The organism is Burkholderia cepacia, assembly GCF_001039005.1.
GTDB classification, from domain to species: domain Bacteria; phylum Pseudomonadota; class Gammaproteobacteria; order Burkholderiales; family Burkholderiaceae; genus Burkholderia; species Burkholderia theae.
In genome coordinates, this window is the sequence record NZ_LDWR01000089.1 from 25,410 (window position 1) to 47,259 (window position 21,850).

Consider the following 21,850-nt stretch of genomic DNA (forward strand, 5'->3'; position numbering starts at 1 on the left):
ATCGGCGCACGGCGAAGGGTTCGCGCATCACGGGTGCTTCAGAAAATGAAGCCCGTATTGATGAACTTCGAGTAGTGGTCCGACACGATCGAGTCGAGCAGCTGCTTGCTGCCGTCGGTCTGTTTTGCGGCGACCATCGAGCGGATCGAGAACGCGCGCAGCGCGTCGCTCACCGACAGCGTGCCTTCGGCCGAATCCTTGCGGCCCGCGAACGGGAACACATCGGGCCCGCGCTGGCACTGGCAGTTGATGTTCACGCGGCACACCTGGTTCACGAGCGGATCGACGAGCGCGCCGATCTGCGCCGGGTCGGAACCGAAGATGCTGACCTGCTGGCCGTGATCCGACGTCGTCACGTAGTCGAGCGCGGTGTCGACGTCGTCGAACGGCGCGACCGGAATGATCGGCCCGAACTGTTCCTCGCGGTACAGCTTCATCCCTTCGGACACCGGGTACACGACGGCCGGATAGAACAGCGTCTTGCTGAACTCGCCGCCCGAGTGGTTGACGACCTGCGCCCCCTTTTCCTTTGCATCGTCGATCGCGTCCGTCATGTAGGCCGTGCGATGCATGCCGGGCAGCGGCGTGATGCTGACGCCTTTTTCCCACGGCATGCCGATCTTCAGCTGTTCGAGCGCGGTGGTGAAGCGCTTCAGGAATTCGTCGACGATCGAGCGGTGCACGAGCAGCATCTTCAGCGCGGTGCAGCGCTGGCCGTTGAACGACAGCGCGCCGAGCAGGCATTCCTTCACGGTGAGATCGAGATCGGCGTCGGGCAGCACGATCGCCGCGTTCTTCGCGTCGAGGCCGAGGATCGCGCGCAGCCGGTGCGACTTCGGGTGCTGCTTCTTCAGGTGATCGGCCACCTTGCTCGACCCGATCAGCGCGAGCACGTTGATCTTGCCCGACGCGAGCATGTGCGGCACGACCACCGCGCCCGGTGCGTAGATCGTGTTGATCACGCCCTTCGGGAACGCGTCGCGGAACGCTTCGAGCAGCGGCTCGAACAGCAGCGTGCCGTACTGCGGCGGCTTGAACACCACGGTGTTGCCCATCAGCAGCGCGGGGATCAGCGTCGCGAAGGTTTCGTTCAGCGGATAGTTGTACGGGCCCATGCACAGCACGACGCCGAGCGGCGTGCGGCGGATCTGGCCGATCGTGCCTTCCGCGATCACGAAGCGCGAGTTCGCGTTGTCGAGCTCCTTCAGCGCATCGATCGTCTGCGTCATGTACGTGACGGTGCGGTCGAACTCCTTCTGCGAATCGGCGAGGCTCTTGCCGATCTCCCACATGATCAGGTTCACGACCAGTTCGCGCTGCGCGACCATCCGCTTGATGAAGTCCTGCATGCACGCGATGCGCTGCTCGACCTTCATCGTCGGCCACTCGCCGCGGCCCGAGTCGTACGCGCGCACCGCAGCGTCGAGCGCCGCGTCGCTTTCCGTTTCGCCCATCACCGGGTAGCTGCCGATCTCCATCTGCTCGACGCTGCCGTCCGCCTGCCGCACGCACACGGGCGACAGCACGGTCTTGGTCGTGCCGTCCCACGGCCGCAGTTCGCCGTCGACGAGCGACACGCGCTGGTGGATCGGCGAACTCAGCCGGAATTCGGCGGGGATGTCCTGATAGGCGGGAAACAGCTGCTGCAGGGAGGCGGAATCGGGCATGACGGTCTCGTTTGACGGGGTGTCCGGGAAGGGCGGGCGATGCGAATCCTGAGCTGAGCGATCCTCGATCCTGAATCGGCATGATGACGCGCACACGACGAAGCGTCACGCGAGGACATGGCCGAATCAGCGACTGGAACCAGTTCCATTAAAAAGGAACGCCGACGCGAATGCAAGAATTGCCGAACTGTGTCGCGCGATCCGTAAGTATTCAGAAAGACTGTTGCCGAATAGCGGGAATAACGTGCCCGGCGCACCCGCAAACGTTTCCCGCTGACCAGATTGGGCGGATAATGGCGCGGCGCGGCGAAGAAAAAAATGAAGCGAGCCTGAGAGAGCAGACGTAGTGAATAAGAGAAGAAGGTCCGCCGCGCTGCCGATGCGAGGTCGGCTGCCCGGAGCGCCGGGTCGGGATTGCCCGGTCCGGCGCGCACCGGACCTCGAATGCGTGCCGCCAGCTTCACCGGATCCTTCGTGATCCTCTCCAATCTCCCCGTCGCCGTATCCCGAATCCCACCTTCTGCGTGACCGTTTCCGCACGATGTACTTGATGCGGTAGATCGAATTCTTTCGCTGAGCTTTCGGCGGCGCGTGAATCGATATCGCGAAAACGAAAGGCATTCGTCAGGAATCCGGAGCGCAATGCGTCCGCACGTTGCGGGCAGGCGACACGTCGCACGCGACACAAAAAATTAATCGAAAACACGAATCATTCTCGTTTAATATTTCGCTCCGTTACGAGCCGTAACCCGATGTCACGGCTTTTTTCGTGCCGGTTGCGCCGGCCGGCATCCATCCGCGCCGGCTGTTCGCCGGTCGGCATGCGCGGCGGGGCGATCCCCCGCGCGCCCTCTCGTCTTCACGGAAAGGCTTTCGCCGGTCGATGCGTCGCGGGGTTCGCGCGTTGGCCGGACGCGTTTCCGTTCGCCGTTTTCCTTCAGCTTCTACTTCAACGATGAAACTCAACAAAAGCGCCTGCCATGCGCTTCTGATCGCCACGTCGCTGGCCGGCGCACGCACCGCATCCGCGCAAGCGAGCGACGCCGCGGCGACCTTGCCTGCCATTTCCGTCAACGCGGCCGCCGAGCATGCGTCGTACGACGCGGGCCACTCGCGCGCGGCGACCAAGACCGACATGTCGCTGATGGACGTGCCGCAGACGGTGAACGTCGTCCCGCACGCGGTGATCGAGGACCAGAACGCGACGTCGATGCAGGACGCATTGCGCAACGTGCCGGGCGTCGGCTTCTCGGTCGGCGACGGCCAGCGCGACCAGATCACGATCCGTGGCTTCAACAGCATCACGGATCAGTACGTCGACGGTATTCGCGACGATGCGCTCTACTATCGCGACTTGTCGAACGTCGACCGCGTCGAGGTGCTGAAGGGGCCGGCGGCCGTGCTGTACGGTCGCGGTTCGGCGGGCGGCATCGTGAATCGCGTGCTGAAGCGGCCGGAGGCGAACCCCGTGCGCGACGTGGGCGTGACGCTCGGCACGCACGGCGAGCGGCGCGGCGAATTCGACCTCGGCTGGAACGCGAACGACGCGGCGCGTTTCCGCATCACCGGCGCGGCCGAGAACTCGAACAGCTTTCGCGACCAGTTCCAGCTCAACCGCCAGGCAATCGCGCCGTCCGCGCAGTTCAAGCTCGACAGCGACACGGTGCTGAACGTCGAATTCGATTACCTGCACGACCGCCGCACGTCCGACCAAGGCCTGCCCGCGTATCTCGGCCGGCCGGTCGACGTGCCGATCAACACGTATTACGGCTCGGCCGATGCGGCGAGCAGCTCGTACAACGACGTGTCCGCGAAGAGCGCGACCGTGTCGCTCGATCATCGCTTCAGCGATTCGCTGTCGTTCCATGGCGCGATCCGCGCGTACGACTTCTCGCTTGAACGCAAGAACTACGTCACGTACGAGCCGATCAAGACCGCCGCGCGCCCGGTCGTGACGCTCGACCAGTCGACCCGCCAACGCACCGACCACGGTATCGACGGCCTGTTCGAGATCACGCAGAAGACGTCGCTGTTCGGCATGCGCCATGAACTGCTGTACGGGCTGGAGCTGTCGCAGCAGCAGAAGTTCGACACGATCTACAGCGTGTCGAAGGTCGCGACCTACGATCTGTTCAATCCGCAGCCGGTGATCCTGCCCGGCGTGCCGACCGGCGCGCGTGCGAAGACGAATGCGTCGACCGTCGTCGGGCTCGCGGGCGTCTACGCGCAGGACCTGATCTCGCTGACCGAACACTGGAAGGTGCTCGCGGGACTGCGCTTCGACTATCTGAACCAGATCCGCCACGACTACACGTCGTCGAACGTCAATCTCGACCGTACCGATCACGCGTGGAGCCCGCGTGTCGGCCTGATCTACGAACCGCTCGACTGGCTGACGCTGTACGGGTCGTTCAGCCAGTCGTTCTCGCCGCTCGCCGATACGCTGATCAGCTCCGGCGCATTCGCGAACGGCGCGGCGCTCGCACCGCAGAAGACCACCGCGTATGAGCTCGGCTCGCGTTTCGATCTCGGCGGCAAGGCGACGGCCAGCGTCGCGCTGTTCGACATGCGCCAGACCAACCAGCAGATCGGCGACCCCGCGAATCCCGGTTATGCATTGCCGATCGGCACGCAGCACGTGCACGGGATGGAGCTCGGCTTCACCGGTGAGATCGCGCCGAAGTGGTCGGTGTATGCGGGTTACGCGTACCTGAACGGCACGGTCGACGGTTCGGCGCAATCGACGGCGGCCGGCCTCGCGGTGTCGAGCAACACGCCGGGGCTGATGCCGCGCCACAGCGCGAACCTGTGGCTGAAGCGCGAGCTGCCGTACGGCTTCTATGCGGCGGCCGGCATGCAGTTCCAGTCGGCGCGCTATACGTCGGCGAGCGATCTCGTCACGCTGCCGTCGTTCACTGTGTTCAACCTCGGTGCCGGTTATCGCAGCAAGAAGGTCGACGTGACGCTCACGCTCGACAACCTGTTCGATCGCCGCTACTTCATCGCCGCGCACGGCAACGCGGACCTGTACAACATGCCCGGCGATCCGCGGACGCTGACCGCCACGGTGAAGTGGCACATGTAACGCACGCGCTGCGCGACAATGCAGGTCTTCTTCAGGATGACCTGCATTTCACTGCTCATGATCCGGAAAGCGATGACGTGTCGAGCATGAAAGGCGGGTAGCGCCGCTATTCAACGTCCTCGTCGTCCTCCACGTCGACGCCATCCACATCCCCCTCCGGCGCCGCATACGCGCTCGCCTGCTCGAGCAGCCAGCCGCGAAACAGCTCCAGCGGCTTGCTGTGGCTGAGCTCCGTCGGATACACGAGGTAGTACGCCGAATCGCCGACCGTCGCCGCGTCGCACGGCACGATCAGGCCGAGCTGCTGCAACTGTTCCTCGACGAAGAACTTCGGCACGAGCGCGATTCCGAGCCCGGCCGCGGCCGCGCTGATCAGCATCGTATGCAGCTCGTAGCGCACGCCCTGCATCGTGCGGATGTCCTCGACGCCGTGCGCCTCGAACCACTGCGCCCACGCGCCGGGGCGCGTCGTCGAGTGCAGCAGCGGGTACGCCAGCAGATCCTCCACGCGCTCGACTGGCCCGTCGAGCAGCGCGGGCGAGCAGATCGGCACGACTTCCTCGCCGAACAGGTAGTCGGACGACGTGCCGGGCCAGGTCGGCTTGCCGTAGTGGATCGCGGCTTCGAAGTGCGTGTCCTCGAACGAGAACAGGTCGGTGCGGCTGCCCATGTTCACGCGCACGTCCGGCGTGCGGTCGTAGAAGCTCTTGATGCGCGGGATCAGCCAGTGCGATGCGAACGTCGGCAGCACCGCAAGCTCCAGGTAGCCGCCGCCGCTGCCGTGCGCGATGATCGACAGCGTGTCGCGGTCGAGCGTTTCCAGCGCGCGGCGCACCTGCGTGCCGTACAGCTTGCCGGCGCGGGTCAGCACGACGCGCTGTTTCACGCGCGCGAACAACCGCACGCCGAGGCTGGCCTCGAGCGTCGCGATCTGGCGCGATACCGCGCTTTCGGTCAGGAACAGCTCCTTGGCCGCGTGCGTGAAGCTCTCGTGGCGCGCGGCGGCTTCGAAAGCCACGAGCGCGCCCATGTTGGGAATCTTGAATTTACGCATGATGCTCGATTTGTCTGACGAACGGACCCGCCCGGCGCGGGCCGGCGAGCGGGATCGGGGACGGCCAATAATTCCAAAAACTCATCACGTGTCAATTTAATCTCGCTTTACGCCCGGCTGCAACCCTTTGAATAATGCTCCCCACGCAAGGTCAGGCGCCCGTGGGGCGGCCGGCCGACGAGTTGCCGGCACGTTTGCCGGCGGTCCCCCGAGACGAGAATCCTGATGCGCAATCCGAATATCGAGAGCTTGCTGACGAAGCTGCTGGGACAGGCGAAGACCGACGCCCTGTTCTCGACCCTGAACATGCCGGCCATCCTCGAAGAATGGGAAGACGGCGTCGTGACGCGCGCGGAAATCGCGCAGGCGATGAACATGGCGCTGTTCGAAGGGCTGCTCGAACGTTCGGCGAACGGCCGCGCGTACACGGCCGACGCGATCGAAAGCGGCGGCTCGGTCTATTTCGATCACGGCGCGCTGCGCACGGTGCGCTGGCCGCACACGGGCGCGCTGCCGCCGGGCGAAGCCGCGTTCACGCGCATCCTGCGTCCGCTCGGTTTCCGCCTGAACGGCCGTTACCCGCTCGACAAGCTCGGCATGACCGGCCGCGCGTATGCGCATGAAGACGCACCGGACGAGATCGCGCAGTTCTTCGTCAGCGAGTTGCATCCGGAGCGTTTCTCGAAAGAATTCCAGCAGGCCGTGACGAACGTCGTCAGCTCGTCGCGCGATCCGCTGTCGCCGGCAGCCGTCGCGATGCTGTGGGAAGTCGAACGCGAAGGCTGGCTGTCGCTCGACGCGGCGCACGCACTGCTGCCGGAGATCGTCGGCGCATTCTCCCGCCAGCACGACCTGCCGAACGAGCTCGACTACGAAACGCTGCTGCTGGAATCGGCCGAGATGGCGTGGATCTCGACCGAAGGCAACGCGTTCAACCATGCGACCGACCGCGTGACCGACGTGTTCAAGCTGTCCGACGACGAGAAGGCGAAGGGCCGGCCGATGAAGCCGGAAGTCGAGCGCTCGCGCTCGGGCCGCGTGTTCCAGACCGCCTATCGCGCGGATACCGTCGAGCGCGAATTCCGCACGCGCGACGGCGGCACGGTGAAGCGCAACGTGCCGGGTTCGTTCTACGAGTTCATCACGCGCAAGCGCACGTTCGACCAGGCGGCGCGCCGCTGGGTGACCGACCTGCGTTTCGATGCGGGCAACGCGCAGGGCATCTTCAAGATGACGGCGAACGCGGCGAAATAACGGACGTGAAGCGGGGTGCGTCGCGCCCCGCTGCCGAAGCGATGAGCCGATCGGGCAGGGCGCGTATGCGTCCTGCCCGATTTGCGTTGGGCGGCCGCGATGCGGCGGAACGCGCGCGGCCGTTCGGTCGGCAACGGTGGATCGCCGTGCCACCGTCGATCGCGTAGTCGGGTGGGTGGGGAGTTTGCAGAGACAGGCGGAGCGCGCCGGGCGCCGAGCCGTCAGAAGATGTGGGTGATCAGGTAGAACAGTACCAGCAGCCCGGCCGGCACGCCGAGCAGCCAGGCGATCAGATATTTGCCCATGTCGTCGTCCTGGTGGCCGCGACGCCGACGGCGCCGCGGCGGGGTGAGGCTACCGGTGGCGTTACAACTCGCGATCGAATTCCTTCAACTGCTTCTCAGCCGCATCGCGGGCGATCCCGTAACGCTCCTGGATCTTGCCGGCCAGATAGTCGCGATTGCCTTCCGCGACCGCGAGATCGTCGTCGGTCAGCTTGCCCCACTTGGCCTTCAGCTTGCCGGTGAGCTGCTTCCACTGGCCCTTGATCTTGTCCTCGTTCATCGTGTGCTCCTGTCGAAAAGGGGGATAACCGCGCGGCAGCCGCCGCGCGGGAGGTCAGGCCTTCGCCTTCAGGCCGGATGCGTCGACGTGCTTCACGCCCTTGACCGCGCGTGACACGGCGATCGCCTTCTTCACGGCGATCCTCGAGGGCAGCACGCCCGTCAGCGTGACGGTGCCGTCGACCGTCTTCACGCCGATGTCGAAACTCTTCACGCCGTCGGTGGCGGCCAGCTGGCTCTTCACCTTGGTCGTGATCCACGTGTCGGTAACGGGCTGGCTCGATTCGGCCTTCATGCCGTTGTCGGCCGACGCGTCCTGCGCAATCGCGTTCGTGAGCGGTGCGGCACTCAGCAGGAAAGCCGCGCTGACGGCGAGCAGCGTCGAAAGGGGCTGGGTCTTGTTCATGGTCGGGTTCTCCGTCGGTTGACGTGTTGAATGGGTGAGTGCGAACCGCGTGATCCGTTACCGGACGATCGGCGTGTCGTAGCCGGGTTCGCGCGGCGGGATGTCCGGGCGCGGAAAGTCGGGCGGCAGCGGAATCGGCGGGTCCGTGCCGGGCGGCGGTTCGGGCGGACTGTCCGGATGCGGTTCGGGCCGCGTCGGATCGGGTGTCTGATGAAGTTTCATCGTGCTTCTCCTCTGCGGTTCGGAAGGCAGCGCATGAGCGCCGATGCAGGACCAGCGTACCGGGGCGAACGCATGCGGACATCGCGCAAATTCACCGGATCGGCTAGTGCGTTTGCACGGGGGGCGGAGATGGGGCGGGTGGGTACGTGTTGCCGGCGGTGCGGGGAAATGCGTGCGCGGCGGATGCTTGCCGGATCGGCGGGGTACCGTACGGCGGTGGCGTGCCGTGCGAATGTACTATGGCGGATAGTGCATTCGCGCCTGTTGCGCCCATGCGCGGCAAGCGATCATCGCCACACGCGCCGTCCGGCGCGCGTCGACGAAGAGGCGACGCGGCCGCGGCCATACCGATCACGTGGAACGATTCGATGAACGAACAAGTGAACGAACAGGCGCTCAAGTCGCATACCGACCGGCGCCAGCTGCATCAGATCATCGCGGGGCTCACCGAGGGCGTGATCCTGGTCGAGCCCGACCAGCGGATCGTCTGGGCGAACGAGACCGCGCTCGCGATGCATGGCGTGACCGAGCTGAAGGCGCTCGGCGCGACCGTCACCGAATATCGCGAGCGTTTCCGGCTGCGCTACCGGAACAACCACCCGGTGCGCGAGGGCCACTATCCGATGGATCGCGTGATCGCGGGCGAGGCGTTCAGCGACGTGACGGTCGAAGTCGAATCGGCCGCCGACGAAACCGTGAGCTGGGTTCACCGGATCCGCAGCCTCGTGCTGACGAACGCGGCAGGCGAGCCCGATTGCCTCGCACTGGTGCTGCACGACGCGACCGAATGGGCGAGCGCCGAGGAGCGTTTCGAGCGCACCTTCAACGCGAACCCGGCGCCGGCCGTGATCTGCCGGCTCGACGATCTGCGCTACGTGAAGGTCAACCAGGGCTTTCTCGACATGACCGGCCACGCGCGCGACGACGTGCTCGGCCGTTCGGTGTACGAGGTCGACGTGCTCGAACAGGCCGAGCGGCGCGAACTCGCGATCGAGCGGCTCGGTGAGGGCGCGACGATCCCGCAGATGGAGGCCGTGCTGAAGCGCGCGGACGGTAGCACGAAGGCGGTGGTCGTCGCCGGGCAGCCGATCGACATGAACGACGAGGCCTGCATGCTGTTCACGTTCATGGATCTCGAGCCGCGCAAGCAGGCCGAGCGCGCGTTGCGGCAGAGCGAGGAGCGGTTCGCGACGGCGTTCCGGATGGCGCCGGTCGCGACCGCGATCGTCACGGCCGACCGTTTCGAGCTGCTCGACGTCAACGGCGCGTTCGCCGCGATGACGGGCCATGCGCAGGACGACCTGCTCGGCAAATCCGCGGACGAGATCGGGCTGTGGGCCGAACGCGGCGCGTGGCAGCGTATCGAGGCGCGGCTCGCACGCGACGGCAACGTGCGCAACGCCGACGTGCAGATCCGCACGCGCGACGGCGACGTGCGCGATTGCGTGGTGTCGGCCGACCCCGTCGCGATTCACGGGCGCGACTGCCTGCTCGTCGCGCTGCTCGACATCAGCGATCGCAAGCGCACCGAGATGGAGCTCGTCTACGCGATCGAGACCGCGATGCAGGATGCGTCGTGGTTCAGCCGCACGCTGATCGAGAAGCTCGCGAACGTGCGGCGCGCGAATGCGCCGGACGCGGGCGCGCAACTGTCGGACCTGACCGCGCGCGAGCGCGACGTGTTCGACCTGCTGTGCCACGGCCTCGCGGACAAGGAAATCGCCGGCCGCCTCGGGCTCGCGCCGAACACCGTGCGCAATCACGTCGCGACGATCTACGCGAAGCTCGACGTGCACAGTCGCGGCGAGGCGATCGTGTGGGCGCGCGAGCGCGGGATCGTCGGCGCGGCCGAAGCGAACGGCGCGCGCGGCGAGAAGGGCGGCGCGAAAGGCAAGGATTGACGCCGTCGGTACGAATGCACCATGCGTGCCGGTGCATTCGCATCTGCCACGCGCGGCGCAGGCCTGCGAACCTGTTCACTCGGCGGTGCGGCGCGGGCCGTCACGCCGCCGGCTCTCTCCCACCATCGCAGGAGACGACCATGGACAGGAATCGTATCGAAGGCAAGCTGAAGCAGGTCAAGGGATCGCTCAAGGAAGCGCTCGGCAAGGTGACGGGCGACCGCAAGACGGAAGCGGACGGCGTCGCCGAACAGCAGGCCGGCAAGATCCAGGAGAAGGCCGGCGCGGCGGCCGATGCGGTGCGCAAGCCTACGCGCACGGATCGGCACTGATCGATGATGCGCCGTCGGCATGACCACGACCGGCCTTGATGGGCGGGCGCCGGCGCGATACCCCTTTGATGTCATCGATTCACGGCCCGCCGTCGCGCGGGCCGTGTGCCGTTCGGGCGCGCGAAACTTGATGACAAATCCTCACTACATAGTTCCGATATTTCGTTTGCTGCTCCGGTATTGGCTACCCACAATCCATTCACCTCTTTCGCGGCGTAAGGTTCTTCGGAGACGGAACCGCGGTGATCGGCCGGCGGGTCGGGCGCATTGAACGGCGCCTCGGCGGCGGACGCAATCACCGGCGTGCGGGAGGTCGCCGACGCGCGGCAGTCGCGCGTTGCATCCCGACTCACAGAAGAAGGACTGCCATGACGTTCCGTATTCGTTCGCTTTCCGGCGTCGCATTGACTGCCGCGCTTCTCGCGTTCCAGACGGGCGCGGCCCATGCGCAGGAGACGGTCGTCAAGGTCGGCGTGGCCGGCCCGCTGACGGGCGGCGGCGCTGCATACGGCAAGGACATCGAGAACGGCGTGCGGATGGCCGTCGACGAAGCGAACGCCGCGCATACGACGGTGGGCGGCAAGCCCGTGAAGTTCGTCGTCGCGTCGCAGGACGACCAGAGCGATCCGCGCACCGGCGTGCAGGCTGCGCAGCAGCTCGCCGATGCACAGGTGGCCGTCGTGATCGGGCATTTCAATTCGGGCACGACGCTGCCCGCATCGAAGATCTATGCGAAGGCCGGCATTCCGATGATCACGCCGTCGGCGACCAATCCCGACATCACGCGCGCCGGGCTCGGCACCGTGTACCGCGTGATCGCGACCGACACGCAGAACGCCGGCAACGCGGGCGCCTATGCGGCGAGCGTGACCAAGGCGAAGCGCATCTCGATCATCGACGACCGCACCGCGTTCGGCCAGGGCGAAGCCGACGAGTTCGAGAAGGCCGTGAAGGCGAACGGCGGCACGATCGTCGCGCGCGAATTCACGAACGACAAGGCCGTCGACTTCAGCGCGCAGCTCACGAAGATCAAGAGCACGAATGCCGATCTCGTGTTCTTCGGCGGGCTCGACGCACAGTCGGCGATGCTCGTGAAGCGCATGCGCCAGCTCGGCATCCGTGCGCAGTTCCTCGCGGGCGGCGGCGTGATGAACGCGAACTTCATCAAGCTGGCCGGCAATGCGGCGGAAGGCGCGGCCGTGTGGGAATACGGGCAGCCGCTGTCGCGTCTCGCGAAGGGCAAGCAGTTCGAAACGAAATTCAAGCAGAAGTACGGCGTCGACATGCTCGCGTATGCACCGTTCGCGTACGACGCGACGTGGATCGCGATCAACGCGATGCAGAAGGCGAACTCGACGAAGCCGGCCGATTTCAACGGCGCGCTGAAGGGCACGCGCTACGACGGCATCACGGGCACGATCGCGTTCACGAACACGGGCGACCTGAAGAACCCGAGCTCGACGCTGTATGAAGTGAAGAATGCCGCGTGGCAGCCCGTCACGACGAAATCGGCGGACTGAACCCGAGCGCGAGCAGGCTTTCGCGGCGCTGCCGGACGTGCTGAAATACCCTGAGCGATCGGTTGCGATCGCGGCGCACGCCGGGGGCCTTGGCCGGGAAGTCTGCCCGCGCGGCGCCGCGCACGACGCGGCACGAACAACCTTCGGGCACGGCCGGCTGGCCGCGCCTTTTATGTGCAACTGGAGTCAGTCGTGAGTTCTCAAGTCGTCATCGTCGGCGGTGGTGTGATCGGCAGTTCGATCGCCTATTTCCTGCGCGCCACCGATCCCACGGTATCCGTGACCGTGATCGAGCGCGACCCCACCTATGCAAGATCGTCGTCGGCGCTGTCGGCCGCGTCGATTCGCCAGCAGTTCTCGACGCCGCTGTCGATCGAGATGTCGCTGTTCGGCATCGACTTCCTGCGCACGATCGGCGAACGGCTCGAAGTGGACGGCAACCGGCCGTCGATCGATCTGCACGAAGGCGGTTACCTGTTCCTCGCGACGCCGGCGGGCGATGCGACGCTGCGCGAGAATCATGCGCTGCAGACCCGCCTCGGCGCGGATATCCGCTTGATGGATTGCGATGCGCTGCGCGCGAAGTTTCCGTGGCTGAACGTCGACGATCTCGTGTCGGGCGCGTATGGCGTGAGCGGCGAAGGCTGGTTCGACGGCTACGGGCTCGTGCAGGCGCTGCGCAAGAAAGCGCAGTCGCTGGGCGTGCGGTATGTGCCGGCCGATGTGAAGTCGGTGGTGCGCGACGGACGGAAGATCACGCATGTCGTGACGGGTGACGGCGAGCGCCATGCGTGCGACACGCTGGTCAACGCGGCCGGTGCATGGACGCGCACGCTGTCGTCGATGATGGGCATCGATATTCCCGTCTATGCGCGGCGCCGCAGCATCTTCAACGTGTCGTCGCCGGCGAAGCTCACCGATTGCCCGTTGCTGATCGACCCGACCGGCGTGTATTTCCGGCCGGAAGGGCGCACGTACATCTGCGGCACGTCGCCGAGCCCGGACCGCGACCCGGACGACCTGCCGCTCGATGAAGTCGACCATGACCTGTTCGACGAGGTGATCTGGCCGACGCTCGCGAATCGCGTGCCCGAGTTCGAGGCGCTGCGCGTGGAGAACTGCTGGTCCGGGTACTACGAGTACAACGTGTTCGACCACAACGCGATCATCGGTTATCACCCGGCGCTCGACAACGTCGTGTTCGCGAATGGTTACAGCGGGCACGGGCTGCAGCAGGGGCCCGCGACCGGGCGTGGTGTCAGTGAACTGATTCTGGGCGGGCGTTATGAAACGCTCGACCTGTCGTCGCTCGGCTGGGCGCGTGTGCTGGAAAACCGGCCGATCGTCGAAAAGAACGTCGTGTAGCGCGGCGTAACCGCCCGGTATGGGGTGGGCGGGATTCTCCTTGTGTCTCAAACCCATTGGCCCGACTGTGTCGGGCCTTTTTTCGTCTTTTTTCGCCTGTTACGGGGCGCCGTAGATGGCGTCGCGCAGATCGACCGTGTACTGGCCGTTCATGCCTTCGTAGAGCGTGTTTGATAGCGACACGACGGTGAGCCCGCGTGCGCGGTCGACGAACCACGAGTGACCGTAGACGCCGCCCCAGCGCCAGGTGCCCGGGGACTCCGGCGATGCGGCTGCCTGCGGGTCGTGCAGCACCGAAAAGCCGATCCCGAAACCCGCGCCGGGCAGGTCCGGCAGATCGAGGTCGCCGGTTTGTACGCGGCCCATCTCGTCGACCAGCGCGGCAGGCAGCAGTGCGCCGCCGCCCGCCCGCAGCGTGTCCAGCACATTCAGCACGTCGCCGGCCGTGCCGACCATCCCGGCACCGCCCGACGCGAAAGCCTTCGCATTGAGCGCGCGCGACGGCGAGTACGTCACGCCGACCATCCCTTCGAAGATGGGGACCGTCTCGTTCTCGGCGAGCCGGTGCGGATGCGGCGTGTTGTTGACGTAGGGTGTCGCGAGCCGTGCGGGATCAGCCGCGACGAAACTCGTGTCGCGGGCACCGAGGGGGCGCAGCACGAGCGCATCGATGGCGTCCGCGAGCGGCACGCCGCAGACGGCCTCGATCAGCGCGCCGACTACATCGAGCGCGACCGAATAGTTCCAGCTTGTGCCGGGTGCGTACAGCAACGGTGCGCTCGCGATCCGGCGCACGTTTTCGCCGAGCGTGATCGATGCGCCATCGAGCCCGTCGGAGATGCCCGCGCGTGCATACGCGCCATTCGCGTCGGCTTCCGCGAAGCGATAGTCGAGGCCGGCGGTATGCGTGAGCAGCTGGCGCACCGTGATCGCCGGCACGCTGCCGTCGGGCAGGGCCGGACGGAAATCGGGCAGCCAGCGGGTGACGTCGTCGTCGAGCGACAGCTTGTGTTGTGCCACGAGCGCCATCGCGGCCGTCGACACGATCGGCTTCGTCACCGATGCGAGTCTGAACAGGGTGTCTTCGCGCATCGGCGTGCGCGATTCGCGATCCGCGAACCCGGCCGCGCGGCGATAGACGAGTTCGCCGTGCCGTGCGACGAGGACGACCGCGCCGACCAGGCGCTGCGTGTCGAGTTGACGGGACAGTACCGCGTCGACGCGCCCGGCGAGCGCCGGATCGGCAGGAGACTGTTGTGACGATGCTGGGGAGGGGATCATCAAGCGCTCCGTCGTGAGGGGGCTGGTCGACATATTAGGTGGCATTCGCCGGATATGCCACGACGCCCATCCATCGGCCCGAAGCGAAGCCGGCGAGTAACACGCCACGCGGTTACGCGGGCTGACGAACGACGGCGGCCAATGCTTCGTCATATGAGGTAATAGCTGTAATCCGGCATGAAATCTTCTTTTCGGCGACACGGGCTAGACTGGCCTCGCCTTGTCCCCCCAAGGTGTTGTGATACCTCCGCTCGGCCCGCGCGCTCTCGCGCGGGCCCATTTTTCGAGCGGGCGTGACAGGCGATCGAACCGTCGCCGACCGGATGCACATTGGAGAAACGTAGCGTGACAGTACGCCCGACAGGTCGTGATGCCGGTTCGCTCGTGCGCATCGTCGCGTTGAGCGCGGCGACGGCAAGCGCCGCGATGTTCGTCGTGCCGGCCGCGTTCGCGCAGGCCAGTGCGCCCGTCGTCAGCAGCGTGTTCGTGCACCCGCAGTACGACACGGGCAATAGCGCGATCAATGAAAACTTCCAGTACATCGCGCATCCGCCGATGCGGCCGATCGCAGCGAGCGAGCCTGCGGTCGTGCGTGGCTCGCACCGAGGCCGCCGCGGACAATCCGGCACCACGGGCACCCCGAGTGCAACGGGCGGCGGCGCGAACAACACGGCGGCCGTGCCGCTCCCGACAATGCCGGCGGACGGGGCATCCGGCGCGCCCGTTTCGCAATAGCCACTTATCACCGAACTCTTCCCGGCCAAGCATGGTGACCGATGATCGATCGCAGGTTCATGCGCGCCCGGATCTCAATGACATCGTGTAGCGCGGCGTGACCGCTCGATGTGGGGTGAGCGGGATCTCTCCTTGTATCTCGCTCATTGGCCCGACTTTGTCGGGCTTTTTTTATTGGCTGGCGGGAGGGGCTGCTGTCGGCGCCGGCAATCGCTGCCCGAGCCATCCGTGTTTGCGCCTTCCTCCAGCAGCCGAAAGGGCGTTTCGCATTGCGGAATCCACGTCGAATTCCCGCAGTGTCCCTTTTTCGCCGCTTGAAAACTTGTTTTGCATCGCAAAAACGGATGCCTATCTCATTGAAAAATAACGGAAAATTATCTCTTATGTCTTATATAAGACTTCACCGAAGCGCATCGAGGCGGCGTTACTATTGAGTCATGCAGTTCGCTTCGAGAAACGGAGCGGCAGGCTCAACCATTTACTCAAACGCGCTTTGCTCCCAGGAGATTGACATGGCCCAGTATCAAGACGACATCAAGGCAGTTGCCGGTTTGAAAGAAAACCACGGCAGCGCGTGGAATGCCATCAGCCCCGAGTACGCCGCTCGCATGCGTGCACAGAACAAGTTCAAGACGGGCCTGGATATCGCCAAGTACACCGCGAAGATCATGCGCGCCGACATGGCCGCGTACGATGCCGACCCGTCCAAGTACACGCAGTCGCTGGGTTGCTGGCACGGTTTCATCGGGCAGCAGAAGATGATCTCCATCAAGAAGCACTTCAACAGCACCGAGCGCCGCTACCTGTACCTGTCCGGCTGGATGGTGGCTGCGCTGCGCTCCGAGTTCGGCCCGTTGCCGGACCAGTCGATGCACGAAAAAACCTCCGTCAGCGCGCTGATCCGCGAGTTGTACACGTTCCTGCGCCAGGCCGACGCCCGTGAACTGGGCGGCCTGTTCCGCCAGCTGGATGTAGCCGAAGGCGCCGCCAAGGCCGCCATCCAGGACAAGATCGACAACCACGTCACCCACGTCGTGCCGATCATCGCCGACATCGACGCGGGTTTCGGCAACGCGGAAGCCACCTACCTGCTGGCCAAGCAGTTCATCGAAGCGGGCGCATGCTGCATTCAGATCGAGAACCAGGTGTCCGACGAGAAGCAGTGCGGCCACCAGGACGGTAAGGTCACGGTGCCGCACGAGGACTTCCTGGCCAAGATCCGCGCGATCCGCTACGCGTTCCTCGAACTGGGCGTGGACGACGGCATCATCGTGGCGCGTACCGACTCGCTGGGCGCCGGCCTGACCAAGCAGATCGCCGTGACCACCACGCCGGGCGACCTGGGCGACCAATACAACGCGTTCCTCGATTGCGACGAAATCTCGGCCGACGCACTGGGCAACGGCGACGTCGTCATCAAGCGCGACGGCAAGCTGCTGCGTCCGAAGCGCCTGCCGAGCAACCTGTTCCAGTTCCGCGCCGGCTCGGGCGAAGCGCGCTGCGTGCTGGATTGCATCACGTCGCTGCAGAACGGCGCCGACCTGCTGTGGATCGAAACCGAAAAGCCGCATATCGCGCAGATCGGCGGCATGGTCAGCGAGATTCGCAAGGTCATCCCGAACGCGAAGCTGGTGTACAACAACAGCCCGTCGTTCAACTGGACGCTGAACTTCCGTCAACAGGCGTATGACGCGATGAAGGCCGAGGGCAAGGATGTGTCGGCATACGACCGCGCCCAGCTGATGAGCGTGGAATACGATCAGACCGAACTGGCGGCGCTCGCCGACGAAAAGATCCGGACGTTCCAGGCCGACGCGTCGCGCGAAGCGGGTATCTTCCACCACCTGATCACGCTGCCGACGTACCACACGGCCGCACTGTCGACGGACAACCTGGCCAAGGAATACTTCGGCGACCAGGGCATGCTCGGTTATGTGGCCGGCGTGCAGCGCAAGGAAATCCGCGAGGGTATCGCCTGCGTCAAGCACCAGAACATGTCCGGCTCGGACATCGGCGACGACCACAAGGAATACTTCAGCGGCGAAGCGGCGCTGAAGGCGGCGGGTAAGGACAACACGATGAATCAGTTCTGATACCGGTCGTACCTCGGGCAAAACGCCAACCTTCGGGTTGGCGTTTTTTTTGTTCGGAGAGATGGCTCGCGCGGTTCTCGTCAAACATGCTCTTGTGCGCTTCGATGGGCAGCGCCGCCACCGTCCATTCGACAGGCGCGGCCGGATCATCGACAATCCGCGGCAATCAATACATGAGAGAGGGGGCGTGCATGCGCTGGGTCGGTAAGGCGCTCGGGGTGATCTTGAGCATTTCTGTCGTCGGCATCGCCGATGTTCGAGCGGCGGCCGGCGAACCTGCGTTCCCGCGCTTCACCCAGACGGAAGGCAAGCTCGATGCCGACGGGCTCCCGCTGTCCGGCGTGAAACTCTGCATGCTTCCAGACCGTGCCCCGTGCTTCGAGATGCCACCGGCTCCGGTTCCCGGTTCCACAAAGGAGCGGTATCAGTTCGGCCTGAACCCACGGTCCGAACGGCTGCCGATTGCATCGGGCGGGTCGTGGGTGTTCTTCTCGGGGATGTTCTCGGGCGGTGGCAGCGGGATGCTGGAGCGCGTTGCGGTATTGCGTTACGGCGCGAACGGAACGATCGAGAACCTGATGCCGGTCATCACCGAAACGGAGATGGCCGATCGCGCGATGTGGAAGGTGCCGGACATCTCGCCGTATCCGCTGTTTGTTCGGGCCGACTATGTGTGGGCCAAGGACGAGAGTCACTTCGACAAGCATTTTTTCGACGTCGACGCATGGACGTTCGATCCCGCAACCCGTCAGTACAAAAAGCGGTTTTCCTACCGGACAGCCACGCGCTATGACAGGGGCGAGGGCTCGGATCATGTGCTGAGCGCCGAGCGTGGGGAAATACTGCGCCGCCTCGCCGCTGGCCAGTAGCTTGCCGCGGGTGCATCGAGTATCCGTCGGGGCGAATGACCGTTCCCGGCGGGCCCGAAGCGCCGTTCAAGGCCGGCGCCGGAAGCGTTACCGCTGCGCATCCCCGTACGTCGCCTTGCATACCTCGCGCAGCGCGTCGACGAGCAGATCGCGCGCCGGCGAGTGCGAGTCGGCGGCGCGGGTAAACAGCGCGATCGGCGGCAGCGTCCAGACCAGCGAGTAAGGCACGATCGCCACGCCGGCAATCCGCACCAGTTCCTCCGCGATATCGGCCGGCACGATCGATACGGCCTCGTCGCTCGACGCGATCATTTCGCCGATCAGCTTCGACGAGTAGCTTTCGACGACCGGAACCGGTGGTGGAATGCCCGCCGACAGAAACAGGTCGGTCACCTGTTCCCGCATCGGCGTATGCGGCGCGCCGAGAATCCAGTCGAGCGCGTGCAGCTTGTTCCAGTCCAGCGTCGTGCGGGCCAGTTTGGCGGCAAGACGCCGGCTCGCGATCATGCGCGGCTGCTGCTGGTACAGGACTTCAAAGGAAACCTGGCCCAGATCGATCGCCGAGGACGCGCGCCCGATCACGATGTCGACGCTGTGGTCCTTGAGCTGCAGCAGGAGCTGATCGCTGGTGCCTTCGTGAATCGTCACGGTCAGGCGCCGCTCCATGCGCGATTGCAGCCGCTTGAGCGCCGCCGACAGCATCTGGCCGGAAATGAACGGAATCACGCCGATGTGCAGGTGCGCCGCATGCCCGGCGGCGACGGTCTCCATTTCGCGGGCGAGGTGATCGAGATCCTTGATCATCGCCTTCGCCCGTTCGAGCACGACCGCGCCGAGCGCGGTGGGCCGCATGCCGCGCGATGAGCGCTCGAACAGCGGCGTGCCGAACATGCTCTCCAGTTCGGACAGCGCGTTCGTCACGGCGGGCTGGCTGCTGGCCATGTGCTCCGCGACGCGCGTCAGCGACCCGTGCTGCTGGATCTGCAGCAACAGCACCAGATGCCGCATCTTCAGGCGCGCGCTCAGCCGCCTGACCACGTCGTTCGCATCGAATGTCATCGGCCGACCACGCAACCATCATGAAAAAGTGATGGACCGATATTAAAACAGAATCATCCCCTTATGGCGGATCCCTAGAATCACCTTCATGGATCGCGCCGGGACTGGCCTGGCGCCCGTGCCCGGACCGAAAAACATGAAACAGACCGAGACGCAGCAGCAGGCAGCCTTCGACTATCACGAATTTCCGACCCCGGGAAAGATCTCGGTCGTCGCGAGCAAGCCGCTCGTGACCCAGCGCGATCTCGCGCTCGCTTACACCCCGGGTGTCGCGGGGGTGTGCGAGGCGATCGCGGCCGATCCGCTGCAGGCGCACCGCTTCACGAGCCGCGGCAATCTGGTGGGCGTGATCACGAACGGCACCGCGGTGCTCGGTCTGGGCAATATCGGTCCGCTCGCGTCCAAGCCGGTCATGGAAGGCAAGGCCGTGCTCTTCAAGAAGTTCGCGGGGATCGACGTCTTCGACATCGAGATCAACGAAACCGATCCGGACAAGCTGGTCGACATCATCGCCGGCCTCGAACCGACCTTCGGCGGCATCAATCTCGAGGACATCAAGGCGCCGGAATGCTTCACGGTCGAGCAGAAGCTGCGCGAACGCATGAAGATTCCCGTCTTCCATGACGATCAGCACGGCACCGCCATTACCGTTTCCGCCGCGTTCATCAACGGGCTGAAGGTCGTCGGGAAGTCGATCAAGGAAGTGAAGGTCGTGACGTCGGGCGCCGGCGCGGCAGCGCTGGCCTGCCTGGACCTGCTGGTCGACGTCGGGCTTCCGGTCGAAAACATCTGGGTGACCGATATCGAAGGGGTCGTCTATCGCGGCCGGACCACGCTGATGGACCCGGCGAAGTCGCGCTTTGCGCAGGAAACCGATGCACGCAAGCTGGCTGAAGTCATCGGCGGCGCGGATGTGTTCCTGGGCCTGTCGGTCGGCGGGATCCTGAGCGCGGAGATGCTGAAGGCGATGGCGCCGCGTCCGCTGATCCTCGCGCTGGCCAATCCGACGCCGGAGATCTTTCCGGAACTGGCGCATGCGACGCGCGACGATGTCGTCATCGCGACCGGCCGCTCGGACTACCCGAACCAGGTCAACAACGTCCTGTGCTTCCCGTATATCTTCCGCGGCGCGCTGGATGTGGGCGCGACGACGATCACCCGCGAAATGGAGATCGCCGCGGTTCACGCGATCGCCGGGCTGGCCGAGGAAGAGCAGAACGAAGTCGTGGCGGCGGCCTATGGCGCATACGACGTCGCGTTTGGCGCGCAATACCTGATTCCGAAGCCGTTCGACCCGCGCCTGATCGTTCGTATCGCCCCGGCCGTGGCCAAGGCGGCGATGGAAGGCGGCGTGGCGACGCGCCCGCTGACGGATCTGGATGCCTACGTCGAGCAGCTGCAGCAATTCGTCTACCACTCCGGCGCGTTCATGAAGCCGTTGTTCGCGACGGCGCGTCGGCTCGTGCGTGACGGCGGCAAGGCGCGGATCGTCTTTACCGAAGGCGAAGACGAGCGTGTGCTCCGCGCCGTGCAGGTCATCGTCGACGAGAAGCTGGCCCGTCCGATCCTGGTCGGCCGCCCGGAGGTGCTGCTGGCGCGCATCGAGCGATTCGGCCTGCGCCTGCGGCTCGGCCAGGATGTCGAGGTGACCAATCCGGAATATGACGAGCGGTTCCCGCAATACTGGACGACGTACTGGGAGCTGCGGTGCCGCGATGGCATTTCGAAGGAAATGGCGCGGGTCGAGATGCGGCGTCGCCTGACCTTGATCGGCGCGATGATGGTGCGGCTCGGCGATGCGGACGGGATGATCTGCGGGACGGTGGGCGAGTATCACAACCACCTGCGCTTCGTCGACGAAGTGATCGGCAGGAAGCCCGGTGCGTCGACCTACGCGGCGATGAACATCCTGTTGCTCGATCAGCGGACGGTGGCGCTGGTGGATACGCACGTCAACGACAACCCCGATGCCGAGCAGATCGCGGAATTCACGATCGCCGCGGCCCGGCAGATGGAATGGCTGGACCTGACGCCGAAGGTGGCGTTGCTGTCGCGGTCGAATTTCGGTTCGGGGAGTGCGGCTTCGGGCGTGAAGATGCGCCGGGCGCTGGAGATCGTCCGGGAGCAGGCGCCGGATATCGAAGCCGACGGCGAGATGCACGGCGACTGCGCGCTGGATGAAGGGCTGCGGTCGCGGCTGCTGCCGATGTCGCCGCTGAAGGGGGCGGCCAATCTGCTGGTCTGCCCGAACGTGGATGCGGGGAACATCGCGTACAACCTGCTGAAGACCGAGGCGGGCAGCAACGTGGCGGTCGGGCCGTTCCTGCTCGGCGTCAATGCGCCGGTGAATATTCTCACTTCGAGCGCGACGGTGCGGCGGATCGTGAATATGGCGGCGTTGACGGTGATCGAGGCGAATCGGGGTGCTTCTGCCTGATTGATTG

At 65.2% G+C, this 21,850-nt stretch carries 17 protein-coding genes; 10 read left to right on the forward strand and 7 right to left on the reverse strand.

The genetic code is table 11. The features are described from left to right. Positions 1–38: 38 nt before the first annotated feature. Positions 39–1,667: an NADP-dependent glyceraldehyde-3-phosphate dehydrogenase gene (locus VL15_RS36785; protein WP_048251746.1), complete on the reverse strand. Its 1,629-nt coding sequence runs from the start codon at positions 1,665–1,667 to the stop codon at positions 39–41. A 955-nt stretch (positions 1,668–2,622) separates the two neighbouring features. Between VL15_RS36785 and VL15_RS36790 the strand changes: the two genes are divergently transcribed. After that, on the forward strand, positions 2,623–4,752 hold the full coding sequence (locus VL15_RS36790; RefSeq protein ID WP_048251748.1) for a TonB-dependent receptor: 2,130 nt from the start codon (positions 2,623–2,625) through the stop codon (positions 4,750–4,752). A gap of 106 nt (positions 4,753–4,858) precedes the next feature. On the opposite strand, the gene VL15_RS36795 is transcribed toward VL15_RS36790, so the two are convergent. Beyond that, positions 4,859–5,806 carry a LysR family transcriptional regulator gene (locus VL15_RS36795; RefSeq protein WP_048251749.1) on the reverse strand — a complete coding sequence of 316 codons (948 nt, stop codon included), beginning with the start codon at positions 5,804–5,806 and terminating at the stop codon, positions 4,859–4,861. 225 nt (positions 5,807–6,031) lie between these two features. Between VL15_RS36795 and VL15_RS36800 the strand changes: the two genes are divergently transcribed. Next, on the forward strand, positions 6,032–7,060 hold the full coding sequence (locus VL15_RS36800; protein ID WP_048251750.1) for a DUF1338 domain-containing protein: 1,029 nt from the start codon (positions 6,032–6,034) through the stop codon (positions 7,058–7,060). Between the two features lie 366 nt (positions 7,061–7,426). Here the strand turns inward: VL15_RS36800 and VL15_RS36805 are convergent, their stop codons facing one another. The 3 genes from VL15_RS36805 to VL15_RS42940 are packed head-to-tail and all read right to left on the reverse strand — an operon-like array spanning position 7,427 to position 8,251. After that, positions 7,427–7,624 (reverse strand): CsbD family protein, encoded by a 198-nt coding sequence (locus VL15_RS36805; protein ID WP_048251752.1) that lies wholly within the window; start codon positions 7,622–7,624, stop codon positions 7,427–7,429. A gap of 54 nt (positions 7,625–7,678) precedes the next feature. Further along, on the reverse strand, positions 7,679–8,029 hold the full coding sequence (locus tag VL15_RS36810) for a BON domain-containing protein (protein ID WP_048251753.1): 351 nt from the start codon (positions 8,027–8,029) through the stop codon (positions 7,679–7,681). 57 nt (positions 8,030–8,086) lie between these two features. Next, a complete protein-coding gene (locus VL15_RS42940; protein ID WP_196319669.1) occupies positions 8,087–8,251 on the reverse strand; it encodes a hypothetical protein in 165 nt (54 codons plus the stop codon). Between the two features lie 368 nt (positions 8,252–8,619). Here VL15_RS42940 and VL15_RS36815 point away from each other — a divergent pair, with 368 nt between their 5' ends. The 4 genes from VL15_RS36815 (at position 8,620) to VL15_RS36830 (ending at position 13,369) form a co-directional block, all read left to right on the forward strand. Then, positions 8,620–10,152 (forward strand): helix-turn-helix transcriptional regulator, encoded by a 1,533-nt coding sequence (locus VL15_RS36815; RefSeq protein WP_048251755.1) that lies wholly within the window; start codon positions 8,620–8,622, stop codon positions 10,150–10,152. 140 nt (positions 10,153–10,292) lie between these two features. After that, positions 10,293–10,484 carry a CsbD family protein gene (locus VL15_RS36820; RefSeq protein WP_048251756.1) on the forward strand — a complete coding sequence of 64 codons (192 nt, stop codon included), beginning with the start codon at positions 10,293–10,295 and terminating at the stop codon, positions 10,482–10,484. Between the two features lie 368 nt (positions 10,485–10,852). Then, positions 10,853–12,004 carry a branched-chain amino acid ABC transporter substrate-binding protein gene (locus tag VL15_RS36825; RefSeq protein WP_048251757.1) on the forward strand — a complete coding sequence of 384 codons (1,152 nt, stop codon included), beginning with the start codon at positions 10,853–10,855 and terminating at the stop codon, positions 12,002–12,004. Between the two features lie 192 nt (positions 12,005–12,196). Further along, positions 12,197–13,369: an NAD(P)/FAD-dependent oxidoreductase gene (locus VL15_RS36830; protein ID WP_048251759.1), complete on the forward strand. Its 1,173-nt coding sequence runs from the start codon at positions 12,197–12,199 to the stop codon at positions 13,367–13,369. A gap of 99 nt (positions 13,370–13,468) precedes the next feature. Here the strand turns inward: VL15_RS36830 and VL15_RS36835 are convergent, their stop codons facing one another. Beyond that, on the reverse strand, positions 13,469–14,650 hold the full coding sequence (locus VL15_RS36835) for a serine hydrolase domain-containing protein (RefSeq protein ID WP_048251761.1): 1,182 nt from the start codon (positions 14,648–14,650) through the stop codon (positions 13,469–13,471). Positions 14,651–14,995: 345 nt separating this feature from the next. On the opposite strand from VL15_RS36835, the gene VL15_RS36840 reads away from it, so the two are divergent. The 3 genes from VL15_RS36840 (at position 14,996) to VL15_RS36850 (ending at position 18,347) form a co-directional block, all read left to right on the forward strand. After that, positions 14,996–15,385 (forward strand): hypothetical protein, encoded by a 390-nt coding sequence (locus VL15_RS36840; protein WP_155420378.1) that lies wholly within the window; start codon positions 14,996–14,998, stop codon positions 15,383–15,385. A gap of 512 nt (positions 15,386–15,897) precedes the next feature. Continuing rightward, positions 15,898–17,478, forward strand: coding sequence for an isocitrate lyase (locus VL15_RS36845; protein WP_048251764.1), 1,581 nt, complete (start codon positions 15,898–15,900; stop codon positions 17,476–17,478). Between the two features lie 191 nt (positions 17,479–17,669). Further along, entirely contained in the window at positions 17,670–18,347 is a 678-nt protein-coding gene (locus VL15_RS36850; protein WP_048251794.1) for a hypothetical protein, read from the forward strand. Positions 18,348–18,434: 87 nt separating this feature from the next. Here the strand turns inward: VL15_RS36850 and VL15_RS36855 are convergent, their stop codons facing one another. Further along, positions 18,435–19,406, reverse strand: coding sequence for a LysR substrate-binding domain-containing protein (locus VL15_RS36855; protein WP_048251765.1), 972 nt, complete (start codon positions 19,404–19,406; stop codon positions 18,435–18,437). A 136-nt stretch (positions 19,407–19,542) separates the two neighbouring features. Here VL15_RS36855 and VL15_RS36860 point away from each other — a divergent pair, with 136 nt between their 5' ends. Further along, entirely contained in the window at positions 19,543–21,843 is a 2,301-nt protein-coding gene (locus VL15_RS36860) for an NADP-dependent malic enzyme (RefSeq protein WP_048251766.1), read from the forward strand. Positions 21,844–21,850 lie beyond the last annotated feature (7 nt).

Excerpts from the sequence above, each read along its gene's own strand:
- VL15_RS36790 (WP_048251748.1), top strand. The coding sequence starts at position 2,623 with ATGAAACTCAACAAAAGCGCCTGCCATGCGCTTCTGATCGCCACGTCG.
- VL15_RS36825 (WP_048251757.1), top strand. The coding sequence starts at position 10,853 with ATGACGTTCCGTATTCGTTCGCTTTCCGGCGTCGCATTGACTGCCGCG.
- VL15_RS36835 (WP_048251761.1), bottom strand. The coding sequence starts at position 14,650 with ATGATCCCCTCCCCAGCATCGTCACAACAGTCTCCTGCCGATCCGGCG.
- VL15_RS36820 (WP_048251756.1), top strand. The coding sequence starts at position 10,293 with ATGGACAGGAATCGTATCGAAGGCAAGCTGAAGCAGGTCAAGGGATCG.
- VL15_RS36805 (WP_048251752.1), bottom strand. The coding sequence starts at position 7,624 with ATGAACGAGGACAAGATCAAGGGCCAGTGGAAGCAGCTCACCGGCAAG.
- VL15_RS36795 (WP_048251749.1), bottom strand. The coding sequence starts at position 5,806 with ATGCGTAAATTCAAGATTCCCAACATGGGCGCGCTCGTGGCTTTCGAA.
- VL15_RS36845 (WP_048251764.1), top strand. The coding sequence starts at position 15,898 with ATGGCCCAGTATCAAGACGACATCAAGGCAGTTGCCGGTTTGAAAGAA.
- VL15_RS36785 (WP_048251746.1), bottom strand. The coding sequence starts at position 1,667 with ATGCCCGATTCCGCCTCCCTGCAGCAGCTGTTTCCCGCCTATCAGGAC.
- VL15_RS36850 (WP_048251794.1), top strand. The coding sequence starts at position 17,670 with ATGCGCTGGGTCGGTAAGGCGCTCGGGGTGATCTTGAGCATTTCTGTC.
- VL15_RS42940 (WP_196319669.1), bottom strand. The coding sequence starts at position 8,251 with ATGAAACTTCATCAGACACCCGATCCGACGCGGCCCGAACCGCATCCG.
- VL15_RS36855 (WP_048251765.1), bottom strand. The coding sequence starts at position 19,406 with ATGACATTCGATGCGAACGACGTGGTCAGGCGGCTGAGCGCGCGCCTG.
- VL15_RS36860 (WP_048251766.1), top strand. The coding sequence starts at position 19,543 with ATGAAACAGACCGAGACGCAGCAGCAGGCAGCCTTCGACTATCACGAA.
- VL15_RS36815 (WP_048251755.1), top strand. The coding sequence starts at position 8,620 with ATGAACGAACAAGTGAACGAACAGGCGCTCAAGTCGCATACCGACCGG.
- VL15_RS36810 (WP_048251753.1), bottom strand. The coding sequence starts at position 8,029 with ATGAACAAGACCCAGCCCCTTTCGACGCTGCTCGCCGTCAGCGCGGCT.
- VL15_RS36800 (WP_048251750.1), top strand. The coding sequence starts at position 6,032 with ATGCGCAATCCGAATATCGAGAGCTTGCTGACGAAGCTGCTGGGACAG.